Annotated in this window: 22 protein-coding genes; 14 read left to right on the top strand and 8 right to left on the bottom strand. The window is 65.9% G+C overall.

The window, feature by feature from the left end:
• Positions 1 to 17 precede the first annotated feature (17 nt).
• The 4 genes from F9929_RS09145 to F9929_RS09130 all read right to left on the bottom strand — a co-directional run bounded on the left by F9929_RS09145 (position 18) and on the right by F9929_RS09130 (position 4,436).
• Positions 18 to 1,157: an ABC transporter ATP-binding protein gene (locus F9929_RS09145; RefSeq protein WP_152046263.1), complete on the bottom strand. Its 1,140-nt coding sequence runs from the start codon at positions 1,155 to 1,157 to the stop codon at positions 18 to 20.
• Positions 1,158 to 1,169: 12 nt separating this feature from the next.
• Positions 1,170 to 2,057, bottom strand: coding sequence for an ABC transporter permease subunit (locus tag F9929_RS09140; RefSeq protein WP_152046262.1), 888 nt, complete (start codon positions 2,055 to 2,057; stop codon positions 1,170 to 1,172).
• Between the two features lie 11 nt (positions 2,058 to 2,068).
• Positions 2,069 to 2,974, bottom strand: a complete 906-nt coding sequence (locus tag F9929_RS09135; protein ID WP_193227697.1) for a carbohydrate ABC transporter permease — start codon at positions 2,972 to 2,974, stop codon at positions 2,069 to 2,071.
• 91 nt (positions 2,975 to 3,065) lie between these two features.
• On the bottom strand, positions 3,066 to 4,436 hold the full coding sequence (locus F9929_RS09130) for an extracellular solute-binding protein (protein WP_152046260.1): 1,371 nt from the start codon (positions 4,434 to 4,436) through the stop codon (positions 3,066 to 3,068).
• Between the two features lie 236 nt (positions 4,437 to 4,672).
• Here F9929_RS09130 and F9929_RS09125 point away from each other — a divergent pair, with 236 nt between their 5' ends.
• The 11 genes from F9929_RS09125 to apnL all read left to right on the top strand — a co-directional run bounded on the left by F9929_RS09125 (position 4,673) and on the right by apnL (position 17,980).
• Positions 4,673 to 7,033, top strand: coding sequence for an FdhF/YdeP family oxidoreductase (locus F9929_RS09125; protein ID WP_152046259.1), 2,361 nt, complete (start codon positions 4,673 to 4,675; stop codon positions 7,031 to 7,033).
• Between the two features lie 8 nt (positions 7,034 to 7,041).
• Complete coding sequence (locus tag F9929_RS09120; RefSeq protein WP_152046258.1) at positions 7,042 to 7,779, top strand: DUF4336 domain-containing protein; 738 nt, start codon at positions 7,042 to 7,044, stop codon at positions 7,777 to 7,779.
• A gap of 67 nt (positions 7,780 to 7,846) precedes the next feature.
• Positions 7,847 to 8,317, top strand: a complete 471-nt coding sequence (locus F9929_RS09115; RefSeq protein ID WP_152046257.1) for a GreA/GreB family elongation factor — start codon at positions 7,847 to 7,849, stop codon at positions 8,315 to 8,317.
• Positions 8,318 to 8,475: 158 nt separating this feature from the next.
• The gene (locus F9929_RS09110; RefSeq protein ID WP_407922219.1) at positions 8,476 to 9,387 is read left to right on the top strand and encodes a D-ribose ABC transporter substrate-binding protein; all 912 of its coding nucleotides are present in this window, start codon (positions 8,476 to 8,478) and stop codon (positions 9,385 to 9,387) included.
• A gap of 68 nt (positions 9,388 to 9,455) precedes the next feature.
• Positions 9,456 to 10,106 carry a DUF2291 family protein gene (locus F9929_RS09105; protein WP_152046255.1) on the top strand — a complete coding sequence of 217 codons (651 nt, stop codon included), beginning with the start codon at positions 9,456 to 9,458 and terminating at the stop codon, positions 10,104 to 10,106.
• Positions 10,103 to 11,668 carry a sugar ABC transporter ATP-binding protein gene (locus F9929_RS09100; RefSeq protein ID WP_152046254.1) on the top strand — a complete coding sequence of 522 codons (1,566 nt, stop codon included), beginning with the start codon at positions 10,103 to 10,105 and terminating at the stop codon, positions 11,666 to 11,668. Before F9929_RS09105 ends, F9929_RS09100 begins: the two co-directional genes overlap by 4 nt.
• Positions 11,668 to 12,735, top strand: a complete 1,068-nt coding sequence (locus F9929_RS09095) for an ABC transporter permease (protein WP_152046253.1) — start codon at positions 11,668 to 11,670, stop codon at positions 12,733 to 12,735. The genes F9929_RS09100 and F9929_RS09095 overlap by 1 nt, the downstream gene beginning before the upstream one ends.
• Positions 12,736 to 12,775: 40 nt before the next feature.
• Positions 12,776 to 13,603: a phosphogluconate dehydrogenase C-terminal domain-containing protein gene (locus F9929_RS09090; RefSeq protein WP_152046252.1), complete on the top strand. Its 828-nt coding sequence runs from the start codon at positions 12,776 to 12,778 to the stop codon at positions 13,601 to 13,603.
• Positions 13,604 to 13,680: 77 nt separating this feature from the next.
• On the top strand, positions 13,681 to 15,036 hold the full coding sequence (locus F9929_RS09085; RefSeq protein WP_152046251.1) for an MFS transporter: 1,356 nt from the start codon (positions 13,681 to 13,683) through the stop codon (positions 15,034 to 15,036).
• Positions 15,033 to 16,061 (top strand): Gfo/Idh/MocA family protein, encoded by a 1,029-nt coding sequence (locus F9929_RS09080; RefSeq protein ID WP_152046250.1) that lies wholly within the window; start codon positions 15,033 to 15,035, stop codon positions 16,059 to 16,061. The genes F9929_RS09085 and F9929_RS09080 overlap by 4 nt, the downstream gene beginning before the upstream one ends.
• 5 nt (positions 16,062 to 16,066) lie before the next feature.
• Positions 16,067 to 17,980, top strand: coding sequence for a D-apionate lactonase (gene apnL / locus F9929_RS09075; protein WP_152046249.1), 1,914 nt, complete (start codon positions 16,067 to 16,069; stop codon positions 17,978 to 17,980).
• Here the strand turns inward: apnL and F9929_RS09070 are convergent.
• Complete coding sequence (locus tag F9929_RS09070) at positions 17,935 to 18,681, bottom strand: transcriptional regulator NanR (RefSeq protein ID WP_152046248.1); 747 nt, start codon at positions 18,679 to 18,681, stop codon at positions 17,935 to 17,937. The genes apnL and F9929_RS09070 overlap by 46 nt on opposite strands.
• Positions 18,682 to 18,789: 108 nt before the next feature.
• Here F9929_RS09070 and oiaX point away from each other — a divergent pair, with 108 nt between their 5' ends.
• A complete protein-coding gene (oiaX, locus tag F9929_RS09065) occupies positions 18,790 to 20,064 on the top strand; it encodes a 3-oxo-isoapionate-4-phosphate decarboxylase OiaX (protein WP_152046247.1) in 1,275 nt (424 codons plus the stop codon).
• A 5-nt stretch (positions 20,065 to 20,069) separates the two neighbouring features.
• Complete coding sequence (locus F9929_RS09060; RefSeq protein WP_152046246.1) at positions 20,070 to 21,380, top strand: four-carbon acid sugar kinase family protein; 1,311 nt, start codon at positions 20,070 to 20,072, stop codon at positions 21,378 to 21,380.
• Positions 21,381 to 21,390: 10 nt separating this feature from the next.
• Here the strand turns inward: F9929_RS09060 and F9929_RS09055 are convergent, their stop codons facing one another.
• The 3 genes from F9929_RS09055 to F9929_RS09045 all read right to left on the bottom strand — a co-directional run bounded on the left by F9929_RS09055 (position 21,391) and on the right by F9929_RS09045 (position 23,863).
• Positions 21,391 to 22,428, bottom strand: a complete 1,038-nt coding sequence (locus F9929_RS09055) for an HD-GYP domain-containing protein (protein ID WP_152046245.1) — start codon at positions 22,426 to 22,428, stop codon at positions 21,391 to 21,393.
• A 233-nt stretch (positions 22,429 to 22,661) separates the two neighbouring features.
• Positions 22,662 to 23,168: a hypothetical protein gene (locus F9929_RS09050; RefSeq protein WP_152046244.1), complete on the bottom strand. Its 507-nt coding sequence runs from the start codon at positions 23,166 to 23,168 to the stop codon at positions 22,662 to 22,664.
• The gene (locus F9929_RS09045) at positions 23,165 to 23,863 is read right to left on the bottom strand and encodes a helix-turn-helix transcriptional regulator (protein WP_193227675.1); all 699 of its coding nucleotides are present in this window, start codon (positions 23,861 to 23,863) and stop codon (positions 23,165 to 23,167) included. Before F9929_RS09045 ends, F9929_RS09050 begins: the two co-directional genes overlap by 4 nt.
• A 751-nt stretch (positions 23,864 to 24,614) precedes the next feature.
• Here F9929_RS09045 and F9929_RS24670 point away from each other — a divergent pair.
• Complete coding sequence (locus F9929_RS24670) at positions 24,615 to 26,570, top strand: hypothetical protein (RefSeq protein WP_152046242.1); 1,956 nt, start codon at positions 24,615 to 24,617, stop codon at positions 26,568 to 26,570.
• Positions 26,571 to 26,578 lie beyond the last annotated feature (8 nt).

Raw genomic sequence — 26,578 nt, 5'->3', positions numbered from 1 at the left:
TTCATGACGGCTGCCGGTCAGGCATAGGCGGCCGAAGGTGGGGCTTCGGACAGGGAGCGGGGCTCGGGCACGGGGCCCGGCGTGGCGTCGAGGCGAAGGCCGGTCTTGGCCGAGAAGAGATGCAGGTGTTCGGAGGGCAGGCGCAGATATAGCCGCTCGCCGGCCTCGGGGCGCAGATTCTCGGTGCTGAGAAGCGCGACCGTGAAACCCGGTCCCACCGCATGGATCGCGCGGGCGGGCCCGAGTTCCTCCACGAAGTCCACCGTCACCGGAAGCGCTGCGCGATGGCTGGCGTCGACCACCTCGATCCGCTCCGGCCGAATGCCGAGCGTGACCTCGGTGCCGGAGGCCAGCCCCTCGATCTTGGCGGGCAGCGGAATATGGACGCGCCCGAGCGACACGCCCGCCCCGCCATATTGCAAGGTCGCCGGCAGGAGGTTCATCGCCGGCGAGCCGATAAAGGACGCGACAAAGGTGGTGCGTGGGCGGTCGTAGATTTCGGTCGGCGTGCCGACCTGTTCCACCAGCCCCTTGTTCATCACCACGAGGCGGTCGGCGAGCGTCATCGCCTCCACCTGATCGTGCGTGACGAAAACGGAGGTCGCGGCCAAGCGCTTGTGCAGCTTGCGGATCTCGGCACGCATGGAAACGCGCAGTTTCGCGTCGAGATTGGACAAGGGCTCGTCGAACAGGAAGACGCGCGGCTCGCGCACGATGGCGCGGCCCATGGCGACGCGCTGGCGCTGGCCGCCGGAAAGGGCCGCAGGGCGGCGGTCGAGATAATCGGTGAGGCCGACCACGGCTGCCGTTTCCTTCACGCGCCGCTCGATCTCGGCCTTTTTCATCCCCGCCACCTTCAGGGCGTAGCCGATGTTCTGCGCGACGCTCATGTGCGGATAAAGGGCGTAGGACTGGAACACCATGGCGCAGCCGCGCTCGCGTGGCTCTTGGCTGTTCACGACGCGCCCGTCGATGGCGATCTCGCCGCCGGTGATGTCTTCCAGCCCCGCGATCATGCGCAGCATGGTGGACTTGCCGCAGCCCGACGGCCCAAGCACCACCACGAACTCGCCCGACGCGAAGTCGAGGTCGATGCCGTGAAGCGTCCGGGTCGAGCCGTAGGACTTGCGAAGATCGCGGATCTCGATCCTGGCCATCGGCGTCTCTCCTTACTTTTCGGTCACGATGAGGCCGCGCACGAACCAGCGCTGAAGTACGGCGACGACGATGAGGGGCGGGAGGACCACGAGAAGCGCGCCCGCCATGGTGACGTTCCATTGCGGCGCGCCGTCCGGCGAAGGGATCAGCGCGCCGAGCGCGGTTTGCGCCGTGCGATAGGCGGGGTCCGTCACCATGAGTTTTGGCCAGAGATACTGGTTCCAGGTATCGGCGAAGAGGATGGTGGCGAGCGCCAGCATGTTGGTGCGCGACAAGGGCAGGAGGATATCCACGAAGAAGCGCCAGGGGCCGGAGCCGTCCATGCGCGCGGCTTCCGCCAGTTCGTCCGGCACCGTCATGAAGAACTGGCGGAACAGGAAGGTGCCGGTGGCGGTCGCGACGAGTGGCAGGGTGAGGCCGGAATAGGAATTGAGGAGGTTCCATTCCACCGACACTTCGATGCCGGTCAGCGTCTGGACAAGCAAACGGATCGGCTGAAAGGCGTCGGCGGCGATGTTGTAGGTCGGCACCACGCGCACTTCGAGCGGCAGCATCAGCGTCATGAAGACGAGCCAGAAGAACACGGTGCCCCAGGAGGAACGGAAGTAGACGATGGCGAAGGCGCTGAGCGCCGAGACGGCGATCTTGCCGCCCGTCACCAGGGCCGCCATGGCGAAGGAGTTGAAGAGGGCCGTGCCGAGATCCCCCCGGTCCCAGGCATTGGCGTAGTTCGCCAGCATCTCGCCGCCCGGCAGAAAGGAGAAGGGAACGGCGTTCACCGCTTGGAGCGACTGCGTGGACGCGCAGAACACGATCCAGAAGGGCAGGAGGACGCTGCCGAGGGCCAGCGTCATGATCGCGTAGGTGACGGCATTGGCGGCGGGGGTGCGTTCGATCATGGGGTCCGCCTTCAGCGATAATGGACGCGCCGCTCGACGAAGCGGAACTGGACGAAGGTGAAGACCATGATGAGCCCGATGAGGACGAGGCTCTGGGCCGCCGCCCCGGAATAATCGAGCCCCCGGAAGGCCTGATTGACGATATTGTAGACCATGACGTTGGTGGCGTTGTTCGGGCCACCTTCCGTGGTGCGGTCGACGATGCCGAACGTGTCCTTGCCGACGAAGCTTTCGGTGAGGATCAGGACGAGAAGCAGGAACAGCGTTGGCGACAGGAGAGGAATCTGGATATCGAGGGCGCGGCGCACCGGGCCGGAGCCGTCCATGGCCGCGGCTTCCAGAAGCGAGCGCGGAATGGATTGAAGGCCCGCCAGCATAAAGATGAAGGCGTAGCCGACCCATTTCCATACGAAGCAGGTGACGATCAGTATCATGGCCTGGTTGCCGGATCTGGCCGGGTTCCAGAAGTCGGGCGAGGCGGCGTTGACGATCGCCATCAGCCCGCGCTCGGGCGACAGAACGAACAGAAAGGCCGTGCCGATGGCGGGGCCGGCCAGCGCATAAGGCCAGATGTAGAAGAAGCGGAAGGCCTTGGAGCCCTTCAACTGGCGGTCGACGCAAAGGGCGAGAACGAGCGCCAGGACAAGCGTCGCGAGTGTCGCCGTCGCGGAGAAGATCAGGCTGATCGACACGGAGGACCAGTAGAGATCGTCAGCGAAGACGGCGCGGAAATTGTCGAATCCGACGAAGAGCCGTTCCCCCGCGCCGCCGAAAGCCGGCTCCAGCGTGAAGGCCCAGTTCATCACCGACACGGCGGGCCAGTAGAAGAACAACGCGATCAGGAGAAGCTGCGGCAGGGCGGCCAGCACCGGCACGAGCCGCGAGCGGAACACGGCGCGCTTCTGGTTTGCCGCCACGGCAAGGGCGGCACTGGGCGGGCGGCGGGAGAGAGGACGCCGCCGGCGGATCGGGTCCGATCCACCGGCGAGCGCTGCATCGAGGGTCGCGTCAGTCAAGTGTGCGGCCCGCATAGGTCTTCTCGAAGCGGCGCAGAAGCGCGTTGGAACGCTCTGCCGCCTGATCGAGGCTCGCCTGCACGTCGGCATTCTGCATGAAGATCGCCTCCAAGGCGGTCGAGACCTCCTTGCGAATCTGCGTCATGCCGCCAAGGCGGATGCCGCGCGTATTCTCCGACGGCGGCGTATAGGTGAGGCTTTCGATGGCGAGCTCGCGGCCCTTGAACAGCGGCTTGTCGTAGAAGCCGTTCTTCTTCATCGCCTCGAAGCCGGTCTTCGTCACCGGGATGTAGCCGGTGACCGTCGACCACCATTCCACCATGTCGGGCTGGGCGATGAAGTTCAGGAACGCGGCCGCGCCCTTGTATTCGGCTTCCGGGCGCCCGTTCAGCACCCAAAGGGAAGCGCCGCCGACGAGCGAGTTCTTCCGCTGCGTGCCTTCCATCACCGGCAGGAGCGTCACATGCCATTCCACGCCTTCCGGCATGGTCTTGCCGATCGTGCCGTGATCGCCGATCGAGGTCATGATCATCTGGCAGGTCTGCGAGGTGAAGGACGGGACGATGTCCATGCCGAGCTGCTTGGTTTTCGGCACGAAGAGCTTCTCGTCGGCCAAGCGCTTCATGAACGTCACCTGGTCCACGAACTTCGTCTTGTTGAAGACGACTTCGGCATCGAGCCCGCCATAGCCGTTGTTCTTCGTGGCGATCGGCTGGTCGTGGATGGCGGAGAACTGCTCCAGCGTCTGCCAGGGGTCGAAGTTGAAGCCCATTGGGCAATCGAAGCCGGCGGCTTTCAGCTTGCGCGCGGCGGCCTCGACATCGGTCCAGGTCTTGGGCCCTTCCGCGATGCCGGCCTTTTTGAAGGCGCTGGCATTGTAATAGAACATCGCGGTGGAGGAGTTGAAGGGGAAACTCTGCAGCTCGCCCTTGGCGGTGGCGTAATAGTTCGCGATGCCGGGGAAGTAGTTGTTCCAGTCGATCTGGTAGCCGTTGTCGGCCATCAGCTTCTTGGCGGGCAGAAAGGCGCCCGACATCATCAGGTCGAGCGTGCCGACATCGTAGACCTGCGTGATCGCCGGCTGCTTCTTGGCGCGATAAGCCGCGATCGTGTTCTGGAGGTTGGCGTCGTAATTGCCCTGGCTGGTGCAGGTGATCTCGTAATCGCCCTGCGACTCGTTGAATTTGCGGCAGGCATCCTGGACGCGCTCGGCGAGATCGCCGGTGAGGCCGAACCAGAACTCGAACCTGGTCTTTTCGGCCAGAGCCGGGCTCGCGCCGAGAACCGATACGGCTAGCGCTGCGCCGAGTGAGGCGAGCACGGTTCTGCCGGCCCGCCGTTTCGAATTGTCATGTGAAACCATGGCGTTCATCGCGCTAGCCCCTCAAAAACGAAGAAGCGCCGGCCGCGACACCCCTCGCGCCGGCTTGGAGCCAGCCTTTAGCCGGCGAGCCGTGACGCGCGGATTTCGCTTTCACGACATTCTCGCGACGATCCCTTGGCCCGCGAAGACGACTTCCTTACCCGGATGCCGATCTATAGCCTTGAAAGCATCGCGCCCTCCGCTTTCATCTGGCGTTCGAAGAAGGAAGGAATTTCATGAGCGAGGGTCGCAAGAACGCCCCCAATCCGCCCCCCGCCGGTGGCTGGGGTGCGTTGAATGCCGTCGAGAAGCATCTCGGCCAGCAGAAGATCCTCATCAAGGGCAACCGCGCGCTTCTGTCGATGAACAAGCCGGGGGGGTTCGACTGCCCGAGCTGCGCCTGGCCGGACCCCCGCACCCCGCATGTCGCCGAATATTGCGAGAACGGCGCGAAGGCGGTCGCCTGGGAAGCCACGAAGAAGCGCACCGGCCCCGATTTCTTCGCCGCCCATACGGTGGAGGAATTGAAGGGGTGGACCGACCACGACCTCGAAAACGAAGGCCGGCTGACCCATCCCATGCGCTACGACGCGGCGAGCGACCGCTACGAGCCGGTGGACTGGGGCACGGCCCTTGCCGAGATCGGCGGCACGCTTCGCGATCTCGATCCGAACCGGGTGGAGCTCTACACCTCGGGCCGCGCCTCCAACGAGGCGGCATTTCTTTGGCAGCTCTTCGGGCGCCGGCTCGGCACCAACAATTTCCCCGATTGTTCCGACATGTGCCACATGACCACCACGGTGGCGCTGCCCGAAAGCATCGGGGTCGGCAAGGGCACGGTGACGCTGGACGACTGGGAAGCCTGCGACGCGGTCTTCATCATCGGCCAGAATCCCGGCACCAACAGCCCGCGTATGCTGACCTATCTTCATTCCATGGCCAAGCGCGGCGTGCCGATCGTGTCCTTCAACCCGTTGAAGGAACGCGCCCTCCTGCGCTTCGCCGACCCGCAGAGCGTGCGCGACATGCTGCCGGGCGGCGGCCAGACGATCTCGTCGCGCTACTACCAGCTTCGCACCGGCGGCGACATCCTGGCCATGCAAGGGATGTGCAAAGCCGTGATCGCGGCCGACGACGCCGCGAAGGCGGCGGGCGGCAAACGCATCCTCGATCTCGACTTCATCGCCGAGCACACGGCGGGCTTCGAGGAATTCGCCACCTTCGTGCGCGAACTCTCCTGGGACGTGGTGGAGCGCACCACCGCCTTGACGCGAAGCCAGCTCGAGGATGCCGCTCAAATCTACATGAAGGCCGAGCGCGTCATCGTCTGCTGGGGCATGGGCATCACCCAGCACCGCCACGGCGGCGAGGCCATGCACGCCATTCTCGATCTTCTTCTCATGCGCGGCAATGTCGGCAAGCTCGGCGCCGGCGCCTGTCCGATCCGCGGTCATTCCAACGTGCAAGGGGACCGCACCGTCGGCATCAACAAGACGCCGACGGAAGCCTTCCTCGCCCAGATGGACAAGGTCTTCGGCTTCACCAGCCCACGCGCCCACGGTCACGACACGGCCGAATGCTGCGAGGCGATCCTCAACGGCGAGGTGGATGCCTTCGTGGCGCTCGGCGGCAACTTCTTCCGCGCCATTCCCGATACGGATCGCGTCGCGGAGAAAGTGCCGACGATCGGCCTCACCGTTCACATGGCGACGAAGCTGAACCGCAGCCATCTGATCCACGGCAAGCGCGCTTATATCCTCCCGGTCATCGGACGCACCGAAACCGATATCCAGAGCGGCGGTCGCCAGACGATCACGGTGGAGGACAGCTTTTCCCAGGTGCACGGCTCGACCGGCATGCTGACGCCGGCCAGCGAACATTGCCGCTCCGAGCCCTGGATCGTGGCGCAACTCGCCAAGGCCACGGTCGGCAGCTCGGAGAAGATCGACTGGGACGCCTTGTGCGGAAACTATGCCCTGATCCGAGAGCGGATCGAGGCGGTGTTTCCCGACCAGTTCAAGGACTACAACCGGCGCATCGCCGAGCCGGGCGGCTTTCGCCTGCCGAACGCGGCTGCGGAGCGCAAATGGAACACGCCAACGGCCAAGGCGAATTTCCTGTTCAACCCGAAGATCCGCGACGAGGACGACGACGTACCGGACGCACCGCATTTCCAGCTCATGACGCTGCGCAGCCACGACCAGTTCAACACCACCGTTTATTCCGACAACGACCGGTATCGCGGCGTGTCGGGCCAGCGGATGGTGGCGTTCATGAACGAGCGCGACATGGCCGCCCAGAACCTTCGCGAGGGCGACCTGATCGAGTTCACGACCCTGTCGCTCGACGGGGTGGAGCGGCGCGTTTCGGGCTTCAAGGTCGTCGCCTTCGACGTGCCGGAAGGCTGCTGCGGGGCTTATTATCCCGAAACCAACGCGCTTCTGCCGCTCTACCACCGCGACGAGCGCTCCAACACGCCGGCGGCGAAATCCGTGCCCGTGCGCATCAGCGCCGTGCGCGAAGGCGCTCCCGCCTCCTACGAGCCGGAAGTGTCGGAACATCCGACGCTGCCGCGCGTCGCCATGCCGACGAGTTGAGTCGCGCCATGAACGACACCGACGTCACCTATCCGCCGCTCGACGTGCCGAAGGAGGTGGCGGAGGGCGTCTTCGTGGTGGATAGCGGGCCGATCCGGGCGATGGGGATACCCTTGCCGGTGCGGATGAGCGCGATCCGCCTCGGCAATGGCGGGTTGCTCCTCCATTCGCCGACCCGCTACAGCGCGGCTCTCCACGAGGCGCTGGAGCGGATCGGGCCGATCCGGCATCTGGTCGCGCCCAACAGCGCGCACTGGACCTACCTGAAAGAGTGGCAGGACCATCTTCCCCAAGCGAAGACCTGGGCCGCGCCGGGCTTACGCGAGCGGGGGCAGGTTAAGCGCTCCGGTGTCCGCCTCGACGCCGATCTCGGACCCGGCCGGGCCGAATGGGACGCCGAGGTGGATCAGGTCGCGGTGCCGGGCATCGGCGGTTTCTGCGAGGTGGCCCTGTTCCACAAGGCCTCGCGCACGCTGCTTCTCACCGATCTCGTGCAGAATCTGGAGCCGGAGAAGCTGCCCGCCCCGATGCGCGTCTTCGCGCGCCTTGCCGGCAATGCGGCGCCGAACGGCCGGGCGCCGGCCTATTTGCGCGCGGTGATCGCCCTGCGCGGCAATCTCGCGCGCGAAGCCGCCCGGCGCATCGTCGCCTTCGAGCCGGAGCGGGTGATCTTCACCCATGGCGCGTGGTTCGAAACGGATGGCGCGGCGCGGCTTCGCCGGTCCCTCGACTGGCTCCTGAAATAGGGTCCGGCCTCGAAAACAAGCCACGGAGCGACCATATGGGAGGTTTGGAGTTTTCGGAGTTCAAGCCATGAGCGTCGCCTTCGTGAAGGAGCCGAACGAGGATCAGGTCGAGGTTCTGCCCGACCGGGAACTCGGCCAGGAACCGAGCCTCGTCACCGAACGGGGGCTCAAACTGATCGACGAGGCGATCGCGGCCGACGAAGCGAGACTGGCCGCCGCGCGCGAGGCCGGCGACAAGGTGGGTATGGCGACCTTGAACCGCGACCTTCGCTATTGGCGGGCCCGCCGGGCGCTGGCCGAGGTCGTGGTGCCGGATGCCGGCGCCGATATCGTCCAGTTCGGCTGCGCCGTATCCATCGAACGCGATGACGGGCGGCAGCAGACGTTCCGCATCGTCGGCACCGACGAGGCCGATCCGAAAACGGGCTTCCTGTCTTTTTCCTCGCCCTTGGCGCGCGCCCTGATCGGCAAGGGCGTCGGCGAAAGCGTCAGGGCGGGCGAGGGCGAAGCGGAGATCGTCGGCATCGCCGTGGACTGAAGCTGGCTAAAGTCTCTTCTCTGTATAGTCATTATACCAGTTGACCAGTTGCGCAGCGGCTCGCTATGTCTCGTGGCGACCGCTGCCGGCTGGGAGGCTGGGCAGCGCGCGTCGTCGGCATCAGGGAGGAAGCCGTGCTCAAGCGTGTCCTGCAATCCATCACTTTGGCGGCGGTTCTGGCCGGCGCGCCCGGCTTGGCGAGTGCCGCCGATCTCATGGCGATCATCACGCCAAGCCACGACAACCCCTTCTTCAAGGCCGAAGCCGAGGGTGCGGCGGCAAAGGCCAAGGAACTCGGCTTCGAGCCCCTGATCCTCGTCCATGACGACGACGCCAACAAGCAGAACCAGCTTTTCGACACGGCCATCGCGCGCGGCGCGAAAGCCATCGTTCTCGACAATGCGGGCGCGGCCGCCACCACCGCCGCCGTGCAGAAGGCCAAGAATGCCGGCATTCCGAGCTTTTTGATCGACCGCGAGATCAACGAGACCGGCATCGCCGTGTCGCAGATCGTGTCGAACAACTATCAGGGCGCGCAGCTCGGGGCCGAGGAATTCGTGAAGCTGATGGGCGAGAAGGGCCCCTATGCCGAGCTTCTCGGGCGCGAAGCCGACACCAATGCCGGTATCCGCTCCGGCGGTTACAAGGACGTGCTCGACCAGTATCCCGACATGAAGCGCGTCGCGCAGCAATCGGCCAACTGGAGCCAGACGGAAGCCTTCGAGCGGATGCAGACGATCCTTCAGGCCAATCCTGAGATCAAGGGCGTCATCTCGGGCAACGACACGATGGCCATGGGCGCCTGGGCCGCGCTGGAAGCGGCGGGCCGCACCGACGTCATCGTCGTGGGCTTCGACGGCTCCAACGATGTCCGCGACTCCATCAAGAAGGGCGGCATCAAGGCCACCGTTCTCCAGCCGGCCTATCGCCAGGCGCAGCTCGCCGTGGAACAGGCCAAGCAATATCTCGACACCGGCAAGACGGGCGCCGAGGAAAAGCAGCTCATGGACTGCATCCTCATCAATGCCGACAATGCCGACAAGCTCGAAACCTTCGCGCTGAAGGACTGATCTTCCCTTTGAGCGGCGTCCATGACGGGCGACGCTTCTCGTCTTTCAAGAGAATCGGGAAATTGGAAATGATGCGGACCTTGTTCGCTTCCTGCCTTCTCACTATTTTCTGCACCGGGCTTTCCGGCTGCAAGATCATCGAAACGGCGGAACTGAAGGCGCGGGCGGAAGCGGCTGCAAAGCCGAGCGCCGGCGCCAACGCCACGGCGCTCTGGGACACCAAGGTCGTGCCCTATGTCACTGAGAAGGCCGCGCCTTTCCCGGAAGTCACCGCCGCCGCCAAGGCCGATCTGAAGCTGGCGGGCGAGAAATACGGCTATCGCGAGGTCGGCGAGGGCGCGCCCTGGAACTTCGTTTCGCGCCTTTCCGGCACGGTGACGGCCGCCAATACGGGCTCGCGCGCCGCGACCGCCGAAGTCGATGTCGATGGCGACGGGAAGCCGGACGCCACGATCCAGCTCGGCCCCGTCATCAAGGGCACGTCCATCCGCGACGCGTTGCCTTTCGTGAGCTTCACGCAGGTCAGGAACCAGATCGAGTTTGCGGACGTCGCCAAAAGCTTCAATACCGCCGCCTACGAGAAGGTGCTGAAAGACCTGCCGCGCGACCGGCTCGTCGGCTCGAAAGTCGAGGCGACCGGCGTCTTCACCTTACGCTCTTCAACCGAGAGGGTGCTCTTCACGCCCGTTTCCATGCGCGTGGAGGCGCCGCAATCGTGAGCGCTTCGTCCAATCCAGATATCGTCCTGTCGGTGCGCGGCGCGACCAAGGTCTATCCGGGCACGCAAGCCCTGAAAGGCGTCGATTTCGACGTGCGGCGCGGCGCGGTCAACGTTCTCGTCGGCGAGAACGGCGCGGGCAAGTCGACGCTTATGAAGATCATCGCCGGCGTCGAGCAGCCGACGGAAGGGCAGATCCTGATGGGCGGCGAGCCGGTCACCCTGTCCGACACGGCGGCCGCCGCCAAGCACGGCATCGGCATCGTGTTCCAGGAACTCAACCTTTTCCCGAACATGACGATCGCCGAGAACATCTTCATCGGCCGCGAGAAAACGCGCGGGGGTATCGACATCGACGCGAAAGCCCAGAACGCGGAAGCGGCAAAGCTGCTGAAACGGCTGGAACATGCCAACGACCCCGCGACGCCGGTCGGCGATCTTCGCATCGGCGAGCAGCAGATCGTGGAGATCGCGAAAGTCCTCGCCCAGGACGCGCGCATCATCATCATGGACGAGCCGACCTCGGCGCTTTCGGCGGCGGAAGTGGACATCCTCTTCCGCGTCATCGGTGAGCTTCGCGCCCAGGGCGTCGCCATCGTCTATATCTCGCACCGCCTGGAAGAACTGGTGCGGATCGGCGACTACATCACCGTTCTTCGCGACGGGCGCATCACCGGATCGCGCCCGATGGGGGAAGTCGACGTGCCCTGGATCGTGCGCGCCATGATCGGCTCGGCCTCCAAGGACTTCGCCAAGACCATCCATCACGACTACGGCCCGGAACTCCTCACTGTGGAAGACATGACCCTGCCGAGGAAGGGCGGGGGCTTTGCCGTCGACCACGTGTCGCTTTCCCTTAAATCCGGCGAGATCGTCGGCATCTACGGGTTGATGGGCGCGGGACGGTCCGAACTCTTCGACTGCATCATGGGCCGGATGCCGGAGGCCAAGGGCCGCGTGACGCTCGCCGGCCAGGAACTCACTGAACGCTCGATCCACGGGCGCATCAAGCGCGGCATCGCGCTGATCCCGGAGGACCGCAAGGCGGAAGGGCTCGTGCAGATCCTGTCGGTGGCCGAGAACATGACGATGTCGAGTCTGGCCGCCTTTACCCGTGCCGGCATTCATCTCGATGTCGCCAAGGAAAAGCGCGGCGTCGCGGAATTCGTGAAGAAGCTCGCCGTCAAGGTCGCCTCGCTCGACGCGCCGGTATCGTCCTTGTCGGGCGGCAACCAGCAGAAGATCGTGATCGGCAAGGCGTTGATGACGGGGCCGAAGGTGCTTCTCATGGACGAGCCGAGCCGGGGCATCGATATCGGCGCCAAGGCGGAAGTCTTCCGCGTGATGCGGGAACTCGCCGCGCAAGGGCTCGGCATCCTCTTCGTCACCTCGGACCTCGAAGAGGTGATGGAGCTTTCCGACCGCATCGTCGTGATGTCGAACGGCAAGATCACCGGGGAAATGGCGCGGGCGGAAGCCGCCGAGGAGAAGGTGGTGGCGCTGTCCTTCCTCGGACACGAACCCCACAAGACAACCGGCTCCGGCCGGCGGGAGCTGCAGTGATGAGCGTCGAAGCCGTGACGGCCCCCAAGGCATCGGGCGACGTGTCGCCGACCCTTCTTCTCCTGAAGGCCCGGACCTTCATCGCGCTGATCGCGGTGGTTCTGTTCTTCTCCTTCGCCGCGCCGAACTTCCTGTCGACGGCCAATCTCGTGATCATGTCCGAGCACGTGGCGTTGAACGCCTTTCTCGCCATCGGCATGACCTTCGTGATCATCACCGGCGGCATCGATCTGTCCGTCGGCTCCATCGTCGGCCTTTGCGGCATGGTGGCGGGCTATCTCGTCCTCAACGGGGTGAACCTCGAATTCACCGGCTACACGGTGTTCTTCAACACCTGGGAAATCGTCGGCATCACGCTCCTGGTCGGCGTTCTCGTCGGCGTCGTGAACGGCCTTCTGATCACGAGGTTGAACGTCGCGCCCTTTATCGCGACGCTGGGCACGCTCTACGTGGCGCGCGGCGCGGCGCTTCTGTCGTCGGGCGGCGCGACCTTCCCGAACCTGTCGGGCAATGCCGAATGGGGGACGCAGAGCTTTCCCTTCATCGGCGCGGGCTCGGTGCTCGGCATCCCCGTTTCGATCCTCGTCCTGATCGCGGTGGGCCTGGGCGCGGCCTATCTCGCCGCGCGCACCCCGCTCGGGCGCCAGATCTACGCCGTCGGCGGCAACGAGCGCGCGGCGGCCTTGTCCGGCATCAAGGTCAACCGGGTGAAGATGTTCGTCTACATGTTCTCCGGCTTCTGCGCCGCGATCGTCGGGCTCATCATCTCTTCCCAGCTCGTCGCCTCACATCCCGCCACCGGCGAGACCTTCGAGCTGAACGCCATCGCGGCGGCCGTGCTCGGCGGCACCTCCATGTCGGGCGGGCGCGGCCGGATCGGCGGTACGATCGTCGGTGCCTTCGTGATCGGCATTCTGTCGGACGGCCTCGTGATGATGGGCGTTTCCTCCTTCTGGCAGACCGTGATCAAGGGCCTCGTGATCATCGCGGCCGTCGTGGTCGACCAGTTCCAGCAGCGCCTCCAGCAGAAGCTCGCGCTTCAACGGCAGGCGGCGCTCGGCCGCTGACGAAAGCGGCCCAACACAATAAACAAAGAAAGGGATTGCGATGACGGCAGTCGCATTGTTCGGGGCCGGCGGAAAGATGGGCTATCGCCTCGCCAGCAACCTGAAGAACTCGCGCTTCGAAGTCCGCCATGTGGAGCTGAGCGAAGCGGGCCAGGAGCGGCTGAAGACGGGCCTCGGTTTCGACTGCGTGCCTCAAGGGGAAGCGCTCGACGGCGCGGAGGTCGTGATCCTCGCCGTGCCCGACACCGTGATCGGCAAGGTCGCGGCGGGCATCGAGAAGGACCTGAAACCCGGCACGATCGTCGTGATCCTCGACGCCGCCGCGCCCTTCGCCGGCCATCTGCCGGAGCGCTCCGACCTCACCTATTTCGTCACCCATCCCTGCCACCCGCCGATCTTCAACGATGAAACGGAGATGGCGGCCAAGCGCGACTTCTTCGGCGGCATCGCCGCCAAGCAGCACATCGTCTCGGCCCTGATGCAGGGACCGGACGAGCATTACGCGCTGGGCGAGGAGGTGGCGAAGGTCATCTGGGCGCCGGTGATGCGCTCGCACCGCGTTTCCGTAGAACAGATGGCGCTTCTGGAGCCGGGGCTTTCCGAGACGGTCTGCGCTTCCCTTCTCGTGGTCATGCGCGAGGCCATGGACGAGGTGGTGAAGCGCGGCGTGCCGAAGGAAGCCGCGCGCGACTTCCTGCTCGGCCACATGAACGTCCTCGGTTCCGTGATCTTCGAGGAAACCCCCGGCGTCTTCTCGGATGCCTGCAACAAGGCGATCGAGTTCGGCAAGCCGATGCTGATGCGCGACGACTGGAAGCGGGTCTTCGAGCCGCAGGAACTCGCCGACTCCATCCGTCGGATCACCTGACGCGCCGTCCTGGCGCGAAAAAACCGAAAACGGGCGGCGGATCGGTCGTCGCCCGTTTTCCGAAGGGGAGGGTGGATATGACGGCAGCGACATCGCGCGGGCTCGGCGCGGCAGAGACGAGCGAGGTCGAAAACTCGGCGATCTCCAAGATCACCTGGCGGCTCGTGCCCTTTCTCGGGTTGATGTTCTTCATCAACTTCCTCGACCGCACCGCGATCAGCTTCGCGGGGCCGAACGGCATGACGCAGGATCTCGGCCTGTCGGCCGCGCAGTTCGGCTTCGCCGCCGGCATCTTCTTTCTCGGCTACATCCTTCTGGAAGTGCCGAGCAATCTTGCTCTTCACCGCTTCGGCGCGCGCAAATGGCTGGCGCGCATCATGGTGAGCTGGGGCATCGTGTCCCTTCTTTTCACCTGGGTCGGCAGCGCGACTGAGCTCTACTGGCTGCGCTTCCTTCTCGGCATCGCGGAAGCCGGCTTCTTTCCCGGCGCGATCCTGTTCCTCAGCCTTTGGGTGCCTTCGCGGCATCGCTCGAAGGTCCTGTCGATCTTCTATGTCGCCCAGCCTCTGACCACCGTGATCGGCGCCCCGATCGCGTCCCTCCTGATCGGGATGCACGGCGCCTTCGGCCTGGAAGGCTGGCGCCTGATGTTCGCGGGCGTCTCGATCCCGGCGATCCTCATCGGCATCGTCACCTATTTCTATCTGCCCGACCGCCCGGACGACGCGCGCTGGCTGAACGCCGAGGAAAAGCGCTGGCTGAACGAAGAGCTTTCGCGCGAGGACCGGATCAAGACCGGTCATCACGGCAAGGGCACCGCCAGGGCGCTTCTCGACGGGCGCGTCTGGGTGCTCTCGGCCATCTATTTCGGCTTCATCTACGGCCTTTACGCCCTCGGCTTCTTTCTGCCGACCATCATCGGCGGCTTCGAATCGAGCTTCGGCACGAAGTTCACCGTGATGCAGAAGGGCCTCATCACCGCGATCCCTTATCTGCCGGCCGCGATCGCCCTCGTTTTGTGGAGCCGCGACGCCACGCGCCGTGGCGTTCGCCCGTGGCATATCGGCATTCCGGCGCTTGTCGGCGCGGTCTCGATCCCGCTGGCTTTGTCCATGCCGACGCCCGCCGCGACCATCGCCGTGATCACGGTCACGGCCTGCGCGATCTTCTCGGCGTTGCCGAACTTCTGGTCCATTCCCGCCCGCTTTCTTTCCGGCGCGGGCGCGGCGGCCGGCATCGCCCTCATCAACACGATGGGCAATGTCGCGGGCTTCGCCGCGCCCTTCGTCACCGGCGCGGTGAAGGACTGGACAGGCAGCTATGGCGCGCCCATGGCCATCGTCGGGGTGGCGATGCTCGTGTCGGCGATCCTGACCTTCACCATCGCCGGGCGCATCCGCGACCCTGAAGACCTGACGAAAGAACCGGCATGAGCGAACTCAAGGGCGCCCTGATCGGCTGCGGCTTCTTCGCCGTCAACCAGATGCACGGTTGGGCGGGGATCGATGGCGTATCCATCGCCGCCATCTGCGACCGCGACGAAACGCGGCTGCGCGACATGGGCGAGCGGTTCGGGATCGAGCGCCGCTTCACCGATGCCCGCGCCATGCTGGAAGAGGTCGGGCCCGACTTCGTGGATATCGCGACCACCGCGCCGAGCCACCGCGCTCTCGTGGAACTCGCCGCTTCCCTGAAGATCCCGGTGATCTGCCAAAAACCCTTCGCGCCTTCCATGGATGACGCGCGGGCCATGGTCGCGGCCTGCGCGAAGGCCGGCGTGCCCTTGATGGTGCACGAGAACTTCCGCTGGCAGTCTCCGATCCAGGCGGTCGGCAAGATCCTCAAGGACGGGGCGATCGGCAAGGCCTTCTTCGGCCGCGTTTCCTTCCGCTCGGCCTATGACGTTTATTCCGGCCAGCCCTATCTGGCCGAAGGGAACCGCTTCATCATCGAGGATCTCGGCATCCACGCCCTCGACATCGCGCGTTTCCTGTTCGGCGACGTATCGGCGATCACGGCGCGCACCGCGCGGATCAATCCGCGCATCCGGGGCGAGGACGTCGCCACCATGCTGCTGGCCCACGAGGGCGCGACGAGCGTCGTCGATTGTTCCTATGCGACGAAGCTGGAGGAGGAACTGTTCCCCCAGACGCTGATCGAGATCGACGGGACGGAAGGCTCGATCCGGCTCGGGGCGAATTATCGCCTGACCGTCACGAACGGGGAGGGGACGCGCCACGAGGACGTGTCGCCGCCCCTTCTGCCTTGGGCGGAGCGCCCCTGGCACAACATCCAGGAAAGCGTGGCGGCGATCCAGGAGCACTGGGTGCGCTGCCTTGCCGCCGGGACCGAGCCCGAAACTTCGGGAGCGGACAACCTGAAGACTCTTGCGTTGGTCGAGGCCGCCTATGCGAGCGCCGCCGATGGCGGCGGCACGCTCGATCCGAACGGGTTCTGAGAAAGATGAGCGACCCTCTCGCCCTTTACGGCACCGACGAGCCGCCGGCCCGAGCGCGGCGATTGAGGGCGGGAGCACTGGAAGCCGATCTCGTGGACGGCAACCTTCGAACGATCCGTTTTGCCGGACACGAGGTCATCCGGGCGCTCGCCTATGTCGTGCGCGACCGTGACTGGGGCACCCACGAACTCGGCGTTTCCGACCCGGAGGTTCTGGAGGACGCGAGCGGCTTCGCGGTGTCGTGGAGAACCGCCTGCACCGCGCCGGACGGGGCGCGGCTGTTTCTGACCGCGACGCTCCGGGGAGAGGCGTCGGGCGTGTTGTCCTTCACCGTCGAGGCGACGCCCTCGCGCGATTTTGAGACCAATCGCTGCGGCTTCTGCATCCTCCACCCGATCGAGGGCGTCGCCGGGCAACCGGTTGCCGTAGCGCATGGCGACGGCGGGGTCGAGACCGCCACCTTTCCGGACCTGATCGAACCCTGGCAGCCCTTCAAGGACATTGCCGCCATCCGCCACGAGGCCGCGCCGGGCCTCTTCGTCACCTGCCGCATGGAAGGCGACATCTTCGAGATGGAAGACCAGCGCGCCTGGTCGGACGCCTCCTTCAAGACCTATGTGCGCCCGTTGGCGATGCCCTGGCCCTATCTTCTGCCGGCCGGTGAAACCACGCGGCAAAGCGTGACTCTCGAGATCGAATCCGTTTTTCCGACGCGCCCCGCGCAGTCCCCGGACGATGGGCCGGTGCACGTGGATGTCGGTCCGGCGCTCGGCGAGACATTTCCGCCCTTCGGCGTCCTGGTTTCGCCGGAAGACGTGGCCGCGATCCTGAACGCGCCCGATCGGCTGGAGGCTCTCGGTCCCCGCCATCTCCTGTTCCACTTCGACCCCGTCGCCGGCCATGGCTTGGCGGAACTCCAAGCCATGGCGAGCGTGCAGGCTTTGGTGCCCGAAACCCACGCCATGCTCGAATGCGTCGTGCCATGCGAAAGTGAGCCGGGAGCCGAACTCCTCGACGCCGCCCGACTCGTGCAGGCGAGCGGGCTTCGCATCGATGCGGTGACGGTCGGCCCGTCCGTGGATCGCCAGTCGACGCCGCCGGGGAGCGAGTGGCCGCCCTGTCCGCCCTTGGAGGAGGTCTACGAAGCCGCGCGCCGCGCCTTTCCGGGCGTCACCCTCGGCGGGGGGATGTTCAGCTATTTCACCGAGCTCAACCGCAAGCGCCCGCCGGTCGATATGCTCGACCTCGTGTCCCACGCGACCTGCCCGATCGTCCATGCGGCGGACGATCTGTCGGTGATGCAAACGCTTGAAGCCGTGCCCTTCATCTGGCGCTCGGCGCGCAAAATCATCGGGGAGAACAAGCCCTATCATCTGGGGCCGACCACGATCGGGATGCGCCAGAACCCCTACGGGTCGCGCACCATCCCCAACCCCGAGAACAAGCGCATCGCCATGGCGGCGCAAGATCCCCGGCAGGCCGGCCTTTTCGCCGCCGCCTGGCTGGTGGGCTATGCCGCCCGTCTTCCCGGCGCGCGGCTGGCGCGATGGACCGGCGGCTCGCTCGCTGGCCCGCGCGGGCTCCTGTCGCCGGAGGGTGCGCCGCTTCCCGCCTTCCATGTCGCGGCGGGCCTTGCCGCCCTGTCCGGCCTGCCGCTTCTGTCCTTGCGCTCCGCGGCGCGCGGGCGGGTCGACGGCATCGCGGTGCGGGCGGAGGACGGAAGCCTTCTGCTTTGGCTCGCCAACCTGACGCCCGAAACCCAGGAGGTCCGCCTGCCGGACTCGCGCGGCGGATGGACCGCGACGCTTCTCGACGCGAATGGTGGCCCGACGCCTTCGAGCGTGCCGTCAAGCGGCCGGCTCGCGCTCGGCCCCTACGCCGTCGCGCTTTTCGAGGCTTCCACCTCCTCGGCCGACTGATGGACGTAGAGCGCGCTGGACCGCTCCAGATGGACGATCATCGCGGCCTCGGCGGCGGCGGGGTCGTTTTCGGAAAGCGCCCGCAGGATGTGCTCGTGCTCGGCCAGGGTGAAGCGCTCCTTGCCGGTCCAGATCAGCATGTCGGTGTGATATTCCTTCAACCAGCCGAGCATCGCCTCGCACACGGCCTCGAAGATCGGGTTGCCGGGGATCGCGGCGATGCGGGCATGGAAGCGCATGTCGGCGGCGATGAAGGTCTCGGCTTGGCCGAGCGCGGCGCGCTGCGTGTCGATGAGGCGCGACAGGTCGGCGATATCCTTGGCACTTGCCCGCTCGGCCGCCTGACGCACGATGCCGCGCTCGAAGAAGATGCGCGCTTCCTTCAGATGGCCGAGGCTTTGCGGCGAGGTTTGCAGCATGATCTGCGCGGCGTCGTCCACCTGCCCCATCAGGGCGCGCGGCGTCGGCGCGGTGACACGCGCGCGCTCGCCATGCTGGATGGCGAGAAGCCCCATATTCGACAAGGCCTGCATCGCCTCGCGGATCGCCGGGCGCCCGACGCCGAAGCGCTCCATCAATTCGCGCTCGGAGGGCATCTGATCGCCGGGCTTCAGGCTGCCGGAGGTGATCATGACCTTCAGCCGGTCGAGCACCTCGGTCGAGAGCTTGCGGCGCTGGATGGGTTCGGATGGGAGCGCCATGGCCGCAGCCTCTCGAAAAGGGCGAATGTCTCGTATACTCATCATACCAGAACCGGACGTCGATGCGACGGGTGTCGTGGCAGGTCGCTGAAATAAGGTCGAAAAGCCGTGCAGGATAGCATCATCCTTACCTATCGTGTCGAAACGCCCGGCGATCCCGAAAAGGTCGCGGCCAAGATCGCGAGCGATCAGTCCACCGGCACCTTCGTCGCGCTTCCCGGCGAAACGCCGGAACTGAAGGCGCGTGTCGCCGCGCGCGTCCTCGCCATCCGCCCGCTCGAACCCGCGACCGAGCCCGGCTGGGGCCGATCGCACGCCGGTCTGGAAACGGGAACGCGCTTCAACCGCGCCGATGTCGACATTGCCTTTCCGGTGGAAGCCGTCGGCACCGATCTCTCGGCGCTGATGACCATCGCCATCGGCGGCGTTTATTCGATCCGCGAATTGTCGGGCGTGCGTGTCACCGCCATCCGCCTGCCGGAAAGCTTCGCCGGCGCCTATCCCGGTCCGCAATTCGGCATCGAAGGCTCGCGCCGTTTGACCGGCGTCCACGGGCGGCCGCTGATCGGCACCATCGTGAAACCCGCGCTCGGCCTTCGCCCGCCGGAAATGGCGGCGATGGTGCGCGAACTCCTGGAAGCCGGTGTCGACTTCATCAAGGACGACGAGAAGCTGATGAGCCCGGCTTATTCGAGCCTGGAGGATCGCGTGAAGGCGATCATGCCCGTGATCCTCGACCACGAGCAGAAGACCGGCAAGAAGGTGATGTACGCCTTCGGCATCTCCGCCGCCGATCCCGACACGATGCTGCGCAACCACGACATCGTGGCGGAGGCTGGCGGCAATGCGGCCGTCATCAACATCGCCTCGATCGGCCTTGGGAGCCTGACCTTCCTGCGCAAGCGGTCGCGCCTCGTTCTCCACGCCCATCGCAACGGCTGGGACATCCTCACTCGCAACGCCGCCGTCGGCATGGAATTTGCCGCCTGGGAAATCTTCTGGCGCTTGTCGGGGATCGACCAGTTCCAGATCAACGGCATCCGCGTGAAGTATTGGGAGCCGGACGAAAGTTTCGTGCGCTCCTTCCATGCGTTGCAAAAGCCGATCTTCTCGCCCTCCGACCGGCCCTTGCCCGTCGTCGGCTCCGGTCAATGGGGCGGGCAGGCGCCCGATACCTACGCCGCGACCGGCGGCTCGACCGATCTTCTTTATTTGTGCGGGGGCGGCGTCGTCAGCCATCCGGACGGGCCCGCCTCGGGCGTCAGGGCCGTGCGTCAGGCTTGGGACGCGGCGGTGGCGGGCGTCGATCTCGCCACCTTTGCCAAGGACCATCGCGAGCTTGCCCGCTCGATCGAGTTCTTCGCGAACGGCAAGGGCGCGTGACGATCATGGCGACGCAACCGCTTCTCGCCTTCTACGGCGACGATCTCACTGGCTCCACCGACGTGATGGAGGCTTTGTCCCTGCGCGGGGTGGATACGGTGCTCTTCACGGGCGTGCCGAGCGAGGGTCAGTTCGCGCGCTTTGCCGGGATGCGGGCCTTCGGCATCGCCGGCACGAGCCGCAGCCAGACGCCGGACTGGATGGAGGAGCATCTCGTTCCCGCCTTTGAATGGCTGGCGGCGCGCGGAGCCTTTCTCACCCATTACAAGGTCTGCTCGACCTTCGATTCCGCCCCCCATGTCGGCTCGATCGGGCGCGCGACCGAGATCGGCCGGCGCGTCTTCGGCGAGGTGGCGGTGCCGCTCGTGGTCGGAGCGCCGCAACTGATACGCTACACCGCCTTCGGTAACCTTTTTGCGGCGTTTCGCGGAGAAACCTTCCGCATCGACCGCCATCCGGTGATGAGCCGCCATCCCGTGACGCCGATGCGCGAAGCGGACCTGCGCCTGCATCTTCGCGAACAGACTTCGCTGGCCGTGGCGCTTCTCGATCTCGCCGCCACGATCGCGCCCGATGCCGACGAGCGCCTCGATGCGCTTTTGAATGACGATCCCGGCGCGATCCTGATCGATGTCGCGGACGAGGCAACGCAACGCGCCGCCGGGCGGCACCTGAAACGCCTCGCTGAAAGGGGGCATCGCTTCGTCGTCGGCTCGTCGGGCGTCGAATATGCCCTCGCCGAGCCGCCGGAAGCGCCGCCGGTCTTTGCCGCCTTGAAGCCGGTGGAGCGCTTGTCCGTCGTATCGGGAAGCTGTTCGCCGACCACCGAAAAGCAGATCCGGTTTGCCGAAACCCAGGGCTTCACCCTCGTTCATGCCGATCCGCGCGCGCTCATAGACGGCAATGAGGTGGCGGTGGAGGCGCTTTTCGCCAAAGCGCTGGCCGAGCTGAACGCGGGGCGCAGCACGATCCTGGCGACGGCCTTGGGGCCGGACACCGATCTCGGCGCATCCATCGACCGTTTCGAGGGCGCGCGCCATCGCATCGGCATCGGGCTCGGGCGTCTTCAGGCGCGGCTCGTGCGGGAAACCGGCATGACCCGCGCGGTGATCGCCGGCGGCGACACGTCGAGCCACGCCCTGGCGGAACTCGGCGCTTTCGCGCTGACGCTGCGCCTGCCCTTCCCGCAAACGCCGGGCTCGCCGGTGACGCGCGTCCACAGCGACGATCCCGCCTTCGACGGCGTCGAGATCGCGATGAAGGGCGGTCAGGTCGGCGGCGACGATTATTTCGTGGCGCTTCGCAACGGCGGGTGAACGGAGCCTCTCAAGCGGAAGGGTCGGAATAGCCGTTTTCGGCAAAGCGGGTCCGGGCGCGGTCCTGGTTGGCCTTCAGCGCCGTTTCGATCTGGCCGCCATAGCCGATCGACACGGCGAAGCGCTCCAGAAGCTCCCCGTCGAAATGCCCCTTCCAGTTCGCCATCTGCGCTAGGCTGTGAAGCGGCGTCCAGGCCGTCTTGTAGGGGCGCACTGAGGTCACCGCGTCGTAGACGTCGCAGATGGCCGCCATGCGCGCATGGAGGCTGAGCTCTTCCGCGCCGAGCCCGTCGGGATAGCCGGTGCCGTCCATCCGCTCGTGATGATGGCGGCAGATATCGATGACGACGGCGGACGTCTCGCCCTGCGCTTCCAGCATCTCGTGGCCCTTGGCGGGATGCTGGCGGAGAAGATCGAGTTCGCGCGGCGTCAGTCCGCTCGGCTTCATGAGAACGCTGGATGGAACGGCGACCTTGCCGATATCATGGAGAAGGCTGGCGATGCCGAGAACCTGCACTTCCTCTTCCGGCAGTTCCAGATGGCGGGCGAACTGGATCATCAGCGCGCCCACCGCGATGGAATGAAGATAGGTGTAGTTGTCGAGGGAGCGCAGGCGCGTCAGCGAATGAAGGGCGGCAGGGCTGCGATCCAGAAGGCGCGTGATCTCGCCCGCCACGTTCTCGGCCTGGTCGCGCTTCATCGGACGCCCCATGCGGATGTCCTCGAAGATGTCGCGAACGGCCTTGCCGCATTGGCGCAGCGCCTTGCGCGCGAGGGTCACTTCGCCGGGTTCTGCGGCCGGGAGGGGCCGCGCTCGCCGCACCGGGGCCGCCCGTGCGAGGTCGCCGGCCGGGCGCGGCGTCAAGGGCGCGCCGAGGCTCTCATCGATCACGACGCCGGTCACGTCGCTGGCGCGCAGCTTGGCGAGATCGGCGGCTTCGGTCAGAATGAAGCGCTTGCGCCAGAAGGGATGGTCGAGCCAGTTTCCTTCGAGCCGCTCGATGAACATGCCGAGCCGCACCTCGTCGCGGCCGATGCGCTTCAGCATCCCTTTTCCCCTCGCCCTTCGGCGGCTGTCATTCTCTGGAACGACCGAGGCTCGAAGGACGAAGGGCAACCGCGTCGATCCTTCGACACACTTGCCCCATCGTCTTTACCCAGCGGCATGTCCAAGGCTTTGTAAGCGAGACCTCTTAAGATTTCAGCCTGAGAATACGGTCGTGGCGCTCTTATCGCGGCCCGAACTCGGTCATCCGGACGGCAAGGGGAGGGACGTTCAGGTCAGCGCGGAAAGTCGTAACGGCGGACGATCGCCCAGATCGCCTCGTTCACGGCGCGGATTTCGGCGATGGCGTTCAGGATCGCCCGCATCTCGTCTGGCCCGAGTTCTTCCGTCTTGCCGTAGCGGATTTCCGTTTCGCCGTCGGCGATGCGCATGAGTTGCGTGGTGGCGCGCGAGCCGGTCTCGTCGAAGGCATAGATGCAATGGCTGTACTTGTTGCGCAGCCGCGCCTGACGCGACATCTGGCGCATCGCGGCCAGAACCTCCTGCCGGCAACGGGGATCGGTGCCCTTCACCTTGGCAAGGCGTTCAACCAGTTCGATCCGCGCCTTGCCCGTGTTGAGGGTGAGGAAGATCACGATGGCGACCTCCTTCTGCACCTTCGCCAGACCGGCGATGAGGTGGATCAGGAGGCTCTCGGTGTTGGTCCAGGCGTAGTTGAGCTGCCCGACGAGAAGCAGGACTTCCTGGAACCGCGACAAGCGCGGGTTGAGGGGCGCATTCATCGGCGCGCGTCGAGACGCGGCGGCGCGACCTGTGCGGCTGGCGGGGGAAAGGGCGCGACCCGCTCCATGTAAAGGCGCGCCGCTTCCGTGCGGTTGTGGACGCAGAGCTTGCGGATGATGTTGTGGAGGTGGATCTTCACCGTATGCTCGGAAAGCACGAGCGCGGAGGCGATCACCTTGTTCTGAAGGCCGCGCGCCACGAGGGCGAGGATTTCGTGCTCGCGCACGGTGAGATCGCGAAGGCCGGTCTGCATGTGCGACCGGCTCGCCGGCTCGTGCCCACCCGCCCAAGGGCTGATCGCCGGCAGGGACGATGCCTTGACGCGCAGCGCGTCGCTGCGCAGGAGGTTCAAGGGCAGATAATCGCCGCCGAGCAGGATCAGCCGCACCGCCGCCAGCCAGACGTCGAGCTTGAGGTTCATCGGCAGGAAGCTGCGGATTTCCGGGCAGGCGAGAAGTTCGGCGAGCGCCAGGGCCCGCTGATCGCTCGGCTGGAACAGCGCCAGAAGCGCGCCCGGATGGCGACGGGCGATCTCGGGAGCGTGGTCGCGCAAGGGCTCGAACAAGGAAACGTCCACCAGAACCAGGGCCAGCGGCAGGTCGAAAGCCCGGCAGGCGGCGTCCGGCGTGTCCGCGATGGCAATCTCGATCCACGGAAATTCGAGTTCCATGGCGTGGAGCAGGCTGCGCGACAAACAGTCCTCGTCACCGCTGACCACGAGAAGGGTTCGTCGCCGCCCGCCTGCCTGGGGCGGGACTCGAGGACGAGGAGGCTCGGGAAGATGCTCGACTGCTTTCATGGCGCAAATCATTCGATCGTAGCCGCTCGAAGGGCGGTTTGTTGCTGCGGTGCAAAATTCTTCCATGCAATGCAAATCGCGAGGTCCTGCGAAGGAATTTACTTCCCTTTTCTGCCCGGACTAGATCGCAATTTTTAAGCTAAAGGCGAGATCAGCGGCTGTCTACGATATTTCCATTGGCGAGGTATCTTTCCCTTAAGTCAGAAATTTCAGACGCGACGCATGTGGCCTGCTCGGTCGGGATGCAACTGCCTCCGATAGAAGCAAACATCGGCCATGGATCGCGAGCGCGGAACGTCGAGCCGGTGGAACGATCTAGATCGAAGTAACGACTGGCGTTCGCTCACTCTGGGTTTACAAATCCTTACATTCTCGGCTCAAAGTTGCCGGGAAGACGTGCCCAAAAAGATATCGAAGTAGAGTTCGTAACGACATGACGCATCATGTCGGTGTGCTTGAGTATTCTTCGAAGAAAGCGGATTTGCCGAAAATACGACGCTGTTCCGATCCGTGGATCGGGGGTTTTGCCCGGCCGTCCGCTTCTCGAGGAAATCGCAGGAAGATCAATATCAACCTCCGCGTTTCGCCATGGCCGCATCCAAGATGAAGGCGGTCCGCATTCGCGGTATCCGGGAGGGATACGGCAATGTCAGCCAACAGAAATCAGAGCTCTCAATTCGGCGGCCTGCCGCTGGGTGACCAGAGCCAGGATCAGACCCAGGATCAGGACCAGACGCAGTCGAACACCAACAGCAACTCCAACGACAGCACCTCGGACACGAGTTCCGACAGCATGTCGGGAGCGGGCGCCGGGGCGGGAGCCCTGGCCGGCAGCGGCGCGCTCAGCGGCGCGGGCTCTCTTGCCGGCTCGGGAGCGCTGGCGGGTTCGGGCGCCCTCAGCGATTCCGACTCCGGTTCCACCTCCGACTCGGGCTCGACCTCCGATAGCGGCGCGGATTCGACTTCGGCCTCCGATTCCAGCTCCAGCGGCGATGCCTCGTCGACAAGCTCCAGCATCGGCGAGAATTCGAACGCCAACACCAACGAGAACGCTTCCAGCAACACCAACGAAAACGCCAGCAGCACCGACGTTTCCAGCGTTACCGACGTCACCAGCACGACCAACGTGACGGTGGATGTCGGGCTGAACCTCGACGACTACCAGCCCACCGACGACGACGGCATCGACATCGACAATGCCAGCGTCGACGGATTGTTCAGCGTCGATTTCAACGACATCCTGAACAACGCCCTGAACGGCGACGGCTCCAACAACGCCGCCGTGATCAGCCAGAACGCCCATATGTCGGACAACGACACGGCGTCGTCCATTTCCCTCGACGGAACGCTGACCCAGAGCGGCAATGCCGACGGCGGCGAGGCGACTTCGGGCGACGGCATCACCGGCGGCGGTTCGGGCGCGAGCGGTGGAGCGGCCGGGGCCATCGGCGGTTATGCCGGCGGCGGGGAAGGCGGCACCGGCGGCTATGCCAATGGCGGCTCGGGCTATGGCGGTTCGTCGACGGCGGGTCCGTCCAGCGCGTCCGGCAACGGCGGCGGGGCGGGGACGGGCACCGTCACGGGCGGCGCGGCATCCACCGGCTCGGGCACCGGCGGCGGCTCCACGGGCGGCGCGGGCGGTGCCGGCGGCACGGCGGCGGGCCTCGGCCTTGGCCTCGGTCTCGGCGTCGGCCTTGGCGCAGGGCTCGGCGGTGACGGCGGCGACACCGGCTCGGCCGGCAGCGGCGGCTCCACGGGCTCGACCGGCGATGCCGGCGACGGCGGGGTTGGCGGTGACAGCGGCGCCGGCGGAACGGGCGGCGACGGCGGACCGATCGACGTGTCCTCGACCTCGGGCGACGCTTCGAGCGACGGCTTCGATATGAGCCCCGTGATGTCGTCGCTCGGCGACAACTACTCCTCCGCCACCAATGCCGGCGGCAATGGAACCGACAATAGCGGCGCGGCGGGCGACGGCGGCGGCGTCGGCGGCACGGGCGCCGGCGGCACGGGCGGCACCGGCGGCGGGTCCGGCACTTCGGGCGCGGGCGGCAGCGGCGGCGCTTCGGGCGCGGCCGGCGACAGCGGCGACGGATCGGGCACGGGCAACGGCTCGGCCGGCGGCACGGGCGGCGGTTCGGCCACCGGCGGCGAAGGTGGACTTGGCGGCGCTTCCACGGCCGGCGCCGGAACCTCCGGCATGGCCGATGGCGGCGACGCGACGAGCGGCGCGGCGACCGGCGGGGCTTCCACGGCGACGGCGATGACAGGCGCCTGGGCCGAAGGCGGCGCCGGGGGCGCGGCGACCGGCGGGATCGGCTATGGCGGTGTCGGCGGCACGGTCGGCGACGCGATGGCGGCGTCCGGCTACGGCGGGGCCGGCGGCGACGGCGGCTCCTGGGGCTCCAACAACGGCGACGACGGCTATGTCACCGGCTACAGCCACGCCTCGGCCGACGCGGTGATCGACGTCAACGCCTTCAACCAGTCCTTCGTGATGGGTGCCAACCTCCAGGGCAACACGGTCGACATGACTGTGGTCGGCGGCGACCACTACTCGACCGTTTCGGGCCAGGACGGCAGCGACCACAACTCGAACTGATCCTTCGA

It is taken from the genome of Aureimonas psammosilenae, assembly GCF_009176975.1.
GTDB classification, from domain to species: Bacteria; Pseudomonadota; Alphaproteobacteria; order Rhizobiales; family Rhizobiaceae; genus Plantimonas; species Plantimonas psammosilenae.
The sequence above is the reverse complement of the archived record's forward strand: the minus strand, read 5'-3'. Positions and strand labels throughout refer to the sequence as shown.

Bases quoted from the DNA above. Each gene is read 5' to 3' on its own strand.
- F9929_RS09145 (WP_152046263.1), bottom strand. From the start codon at position 1,157: ATGGCCAGGATCGAGATCCGCGATCTTCGCAAGTCCTACGGCTCGACC.
- F9929_RS09140 (WP_152046262.1), bottom strand. From the start codon at position 2,057: ATGATCGAACGCACCCCCGCCGCCAATGCCGTCACCTACGCGATCATG.
- F9929_RS09130 (WP_152046260.1), bottom strand. From the start codon at position 4,436: ATGGTTTCACATGACAATTCGAAACGGCGGGCCGGCAGAACCGTGCTC.
- F9929_RS09125 (WP_152046259.1), top strand. From the start codon at position 4,673: ATGAGCGAGGGTCGCAAGAACGCCCCCAATCCGCCCCCCGCCGGTGGC.
- F9929_RS09120 (WP_152046258.1), top strand. From the start codon at position 7,042: ATGAACGACACCGACGTCACCTATCCGCCGCTCGACGTGCCGAAGGAG.
- F9929_RS09115 (WP_152046257.1), top strand. From the start codon at position 7,847: ATGAGCGTCGCCTTCGTGAAGGAGCCGAACGAGGATCAGGTCGAGGTT.
- F9929_RS09105 (WP_152046255.1), top strand. From the start codon at position 9,456: ATGATGCGGACCTTGTTCGCTTCCTGCCTTCTCACTATTTTCTGCACC.
- F9929_RS09095 (WP_152046253.1), top strand. From the start codon at position 11,668: ATGAGCGTCGAAGCCGTGACGGCCCCCAAGGCATCGGGCGACGTGTCG.
- F9929_RS09090 (WP_152046252.1), top strand. From the start codon at position 12,776: ATGACGGCAGTCGCATTGTTCGGGGCCGGCGGAAAGATGGGCTATCGC.
- F9929_RS09085 (WP_152046251.1), top strand. From the start codon at position 13,681: ATGACGGCAGCGACATCGCGCGGGCTCGGCGCGGCAGAGACGAGCGAG.
- F9929_RS09080 (WP_152046250.1), top strand. From the start codon at position 15,033: ATGAGCGAACTCAAGGGCGCCCTGATCGGCTGCGGCTTCTTCGCCGTC.
- apnL (WP_152046249.1), top strand. From the start codon at position 16,067: ATGAGCGACCCTCTCGCCCTTTACGGCACCGACGAGCCGCCGGCCCGA.
- F9929_RS09070 (WP_152046248.1), bottom strand. From the start codon at position 18,681: ATGGCGCTCCCATCCGAACCCATCCAGCGCCGCAAGCTCTCGACCGAG.
- F9929_RS09060 (WP_152046246.1), top strand. From the start codon at position 20,070: ATGGCGACGCAACCGCTTCTCGCCTTCTACGGCGACGATCTCACTGGC.
- F9929_RS09055 (WP_152046245.1), bottom strand. From the start codon at position 22,428: ATGCTGAAGCGCATCGGCCGCGACGAGGTGCGGCTCGGCATGTTCATC.
- F9929_RS09050 (WP_152046244.1), bottom strand. From the start codon at position 23,168: ATGAATGCGCCCCTCAACCCGCGCTTGTCGCGGTTCCAGGAAGTCCTG.
- F9929_RS24670 (WP_152046242.1), top strand. From the start codon at position 24,615: ATGTCAGCCAACAGAAATCAGAGCTCTCAATTCGGCGGCCTGCCGCTG.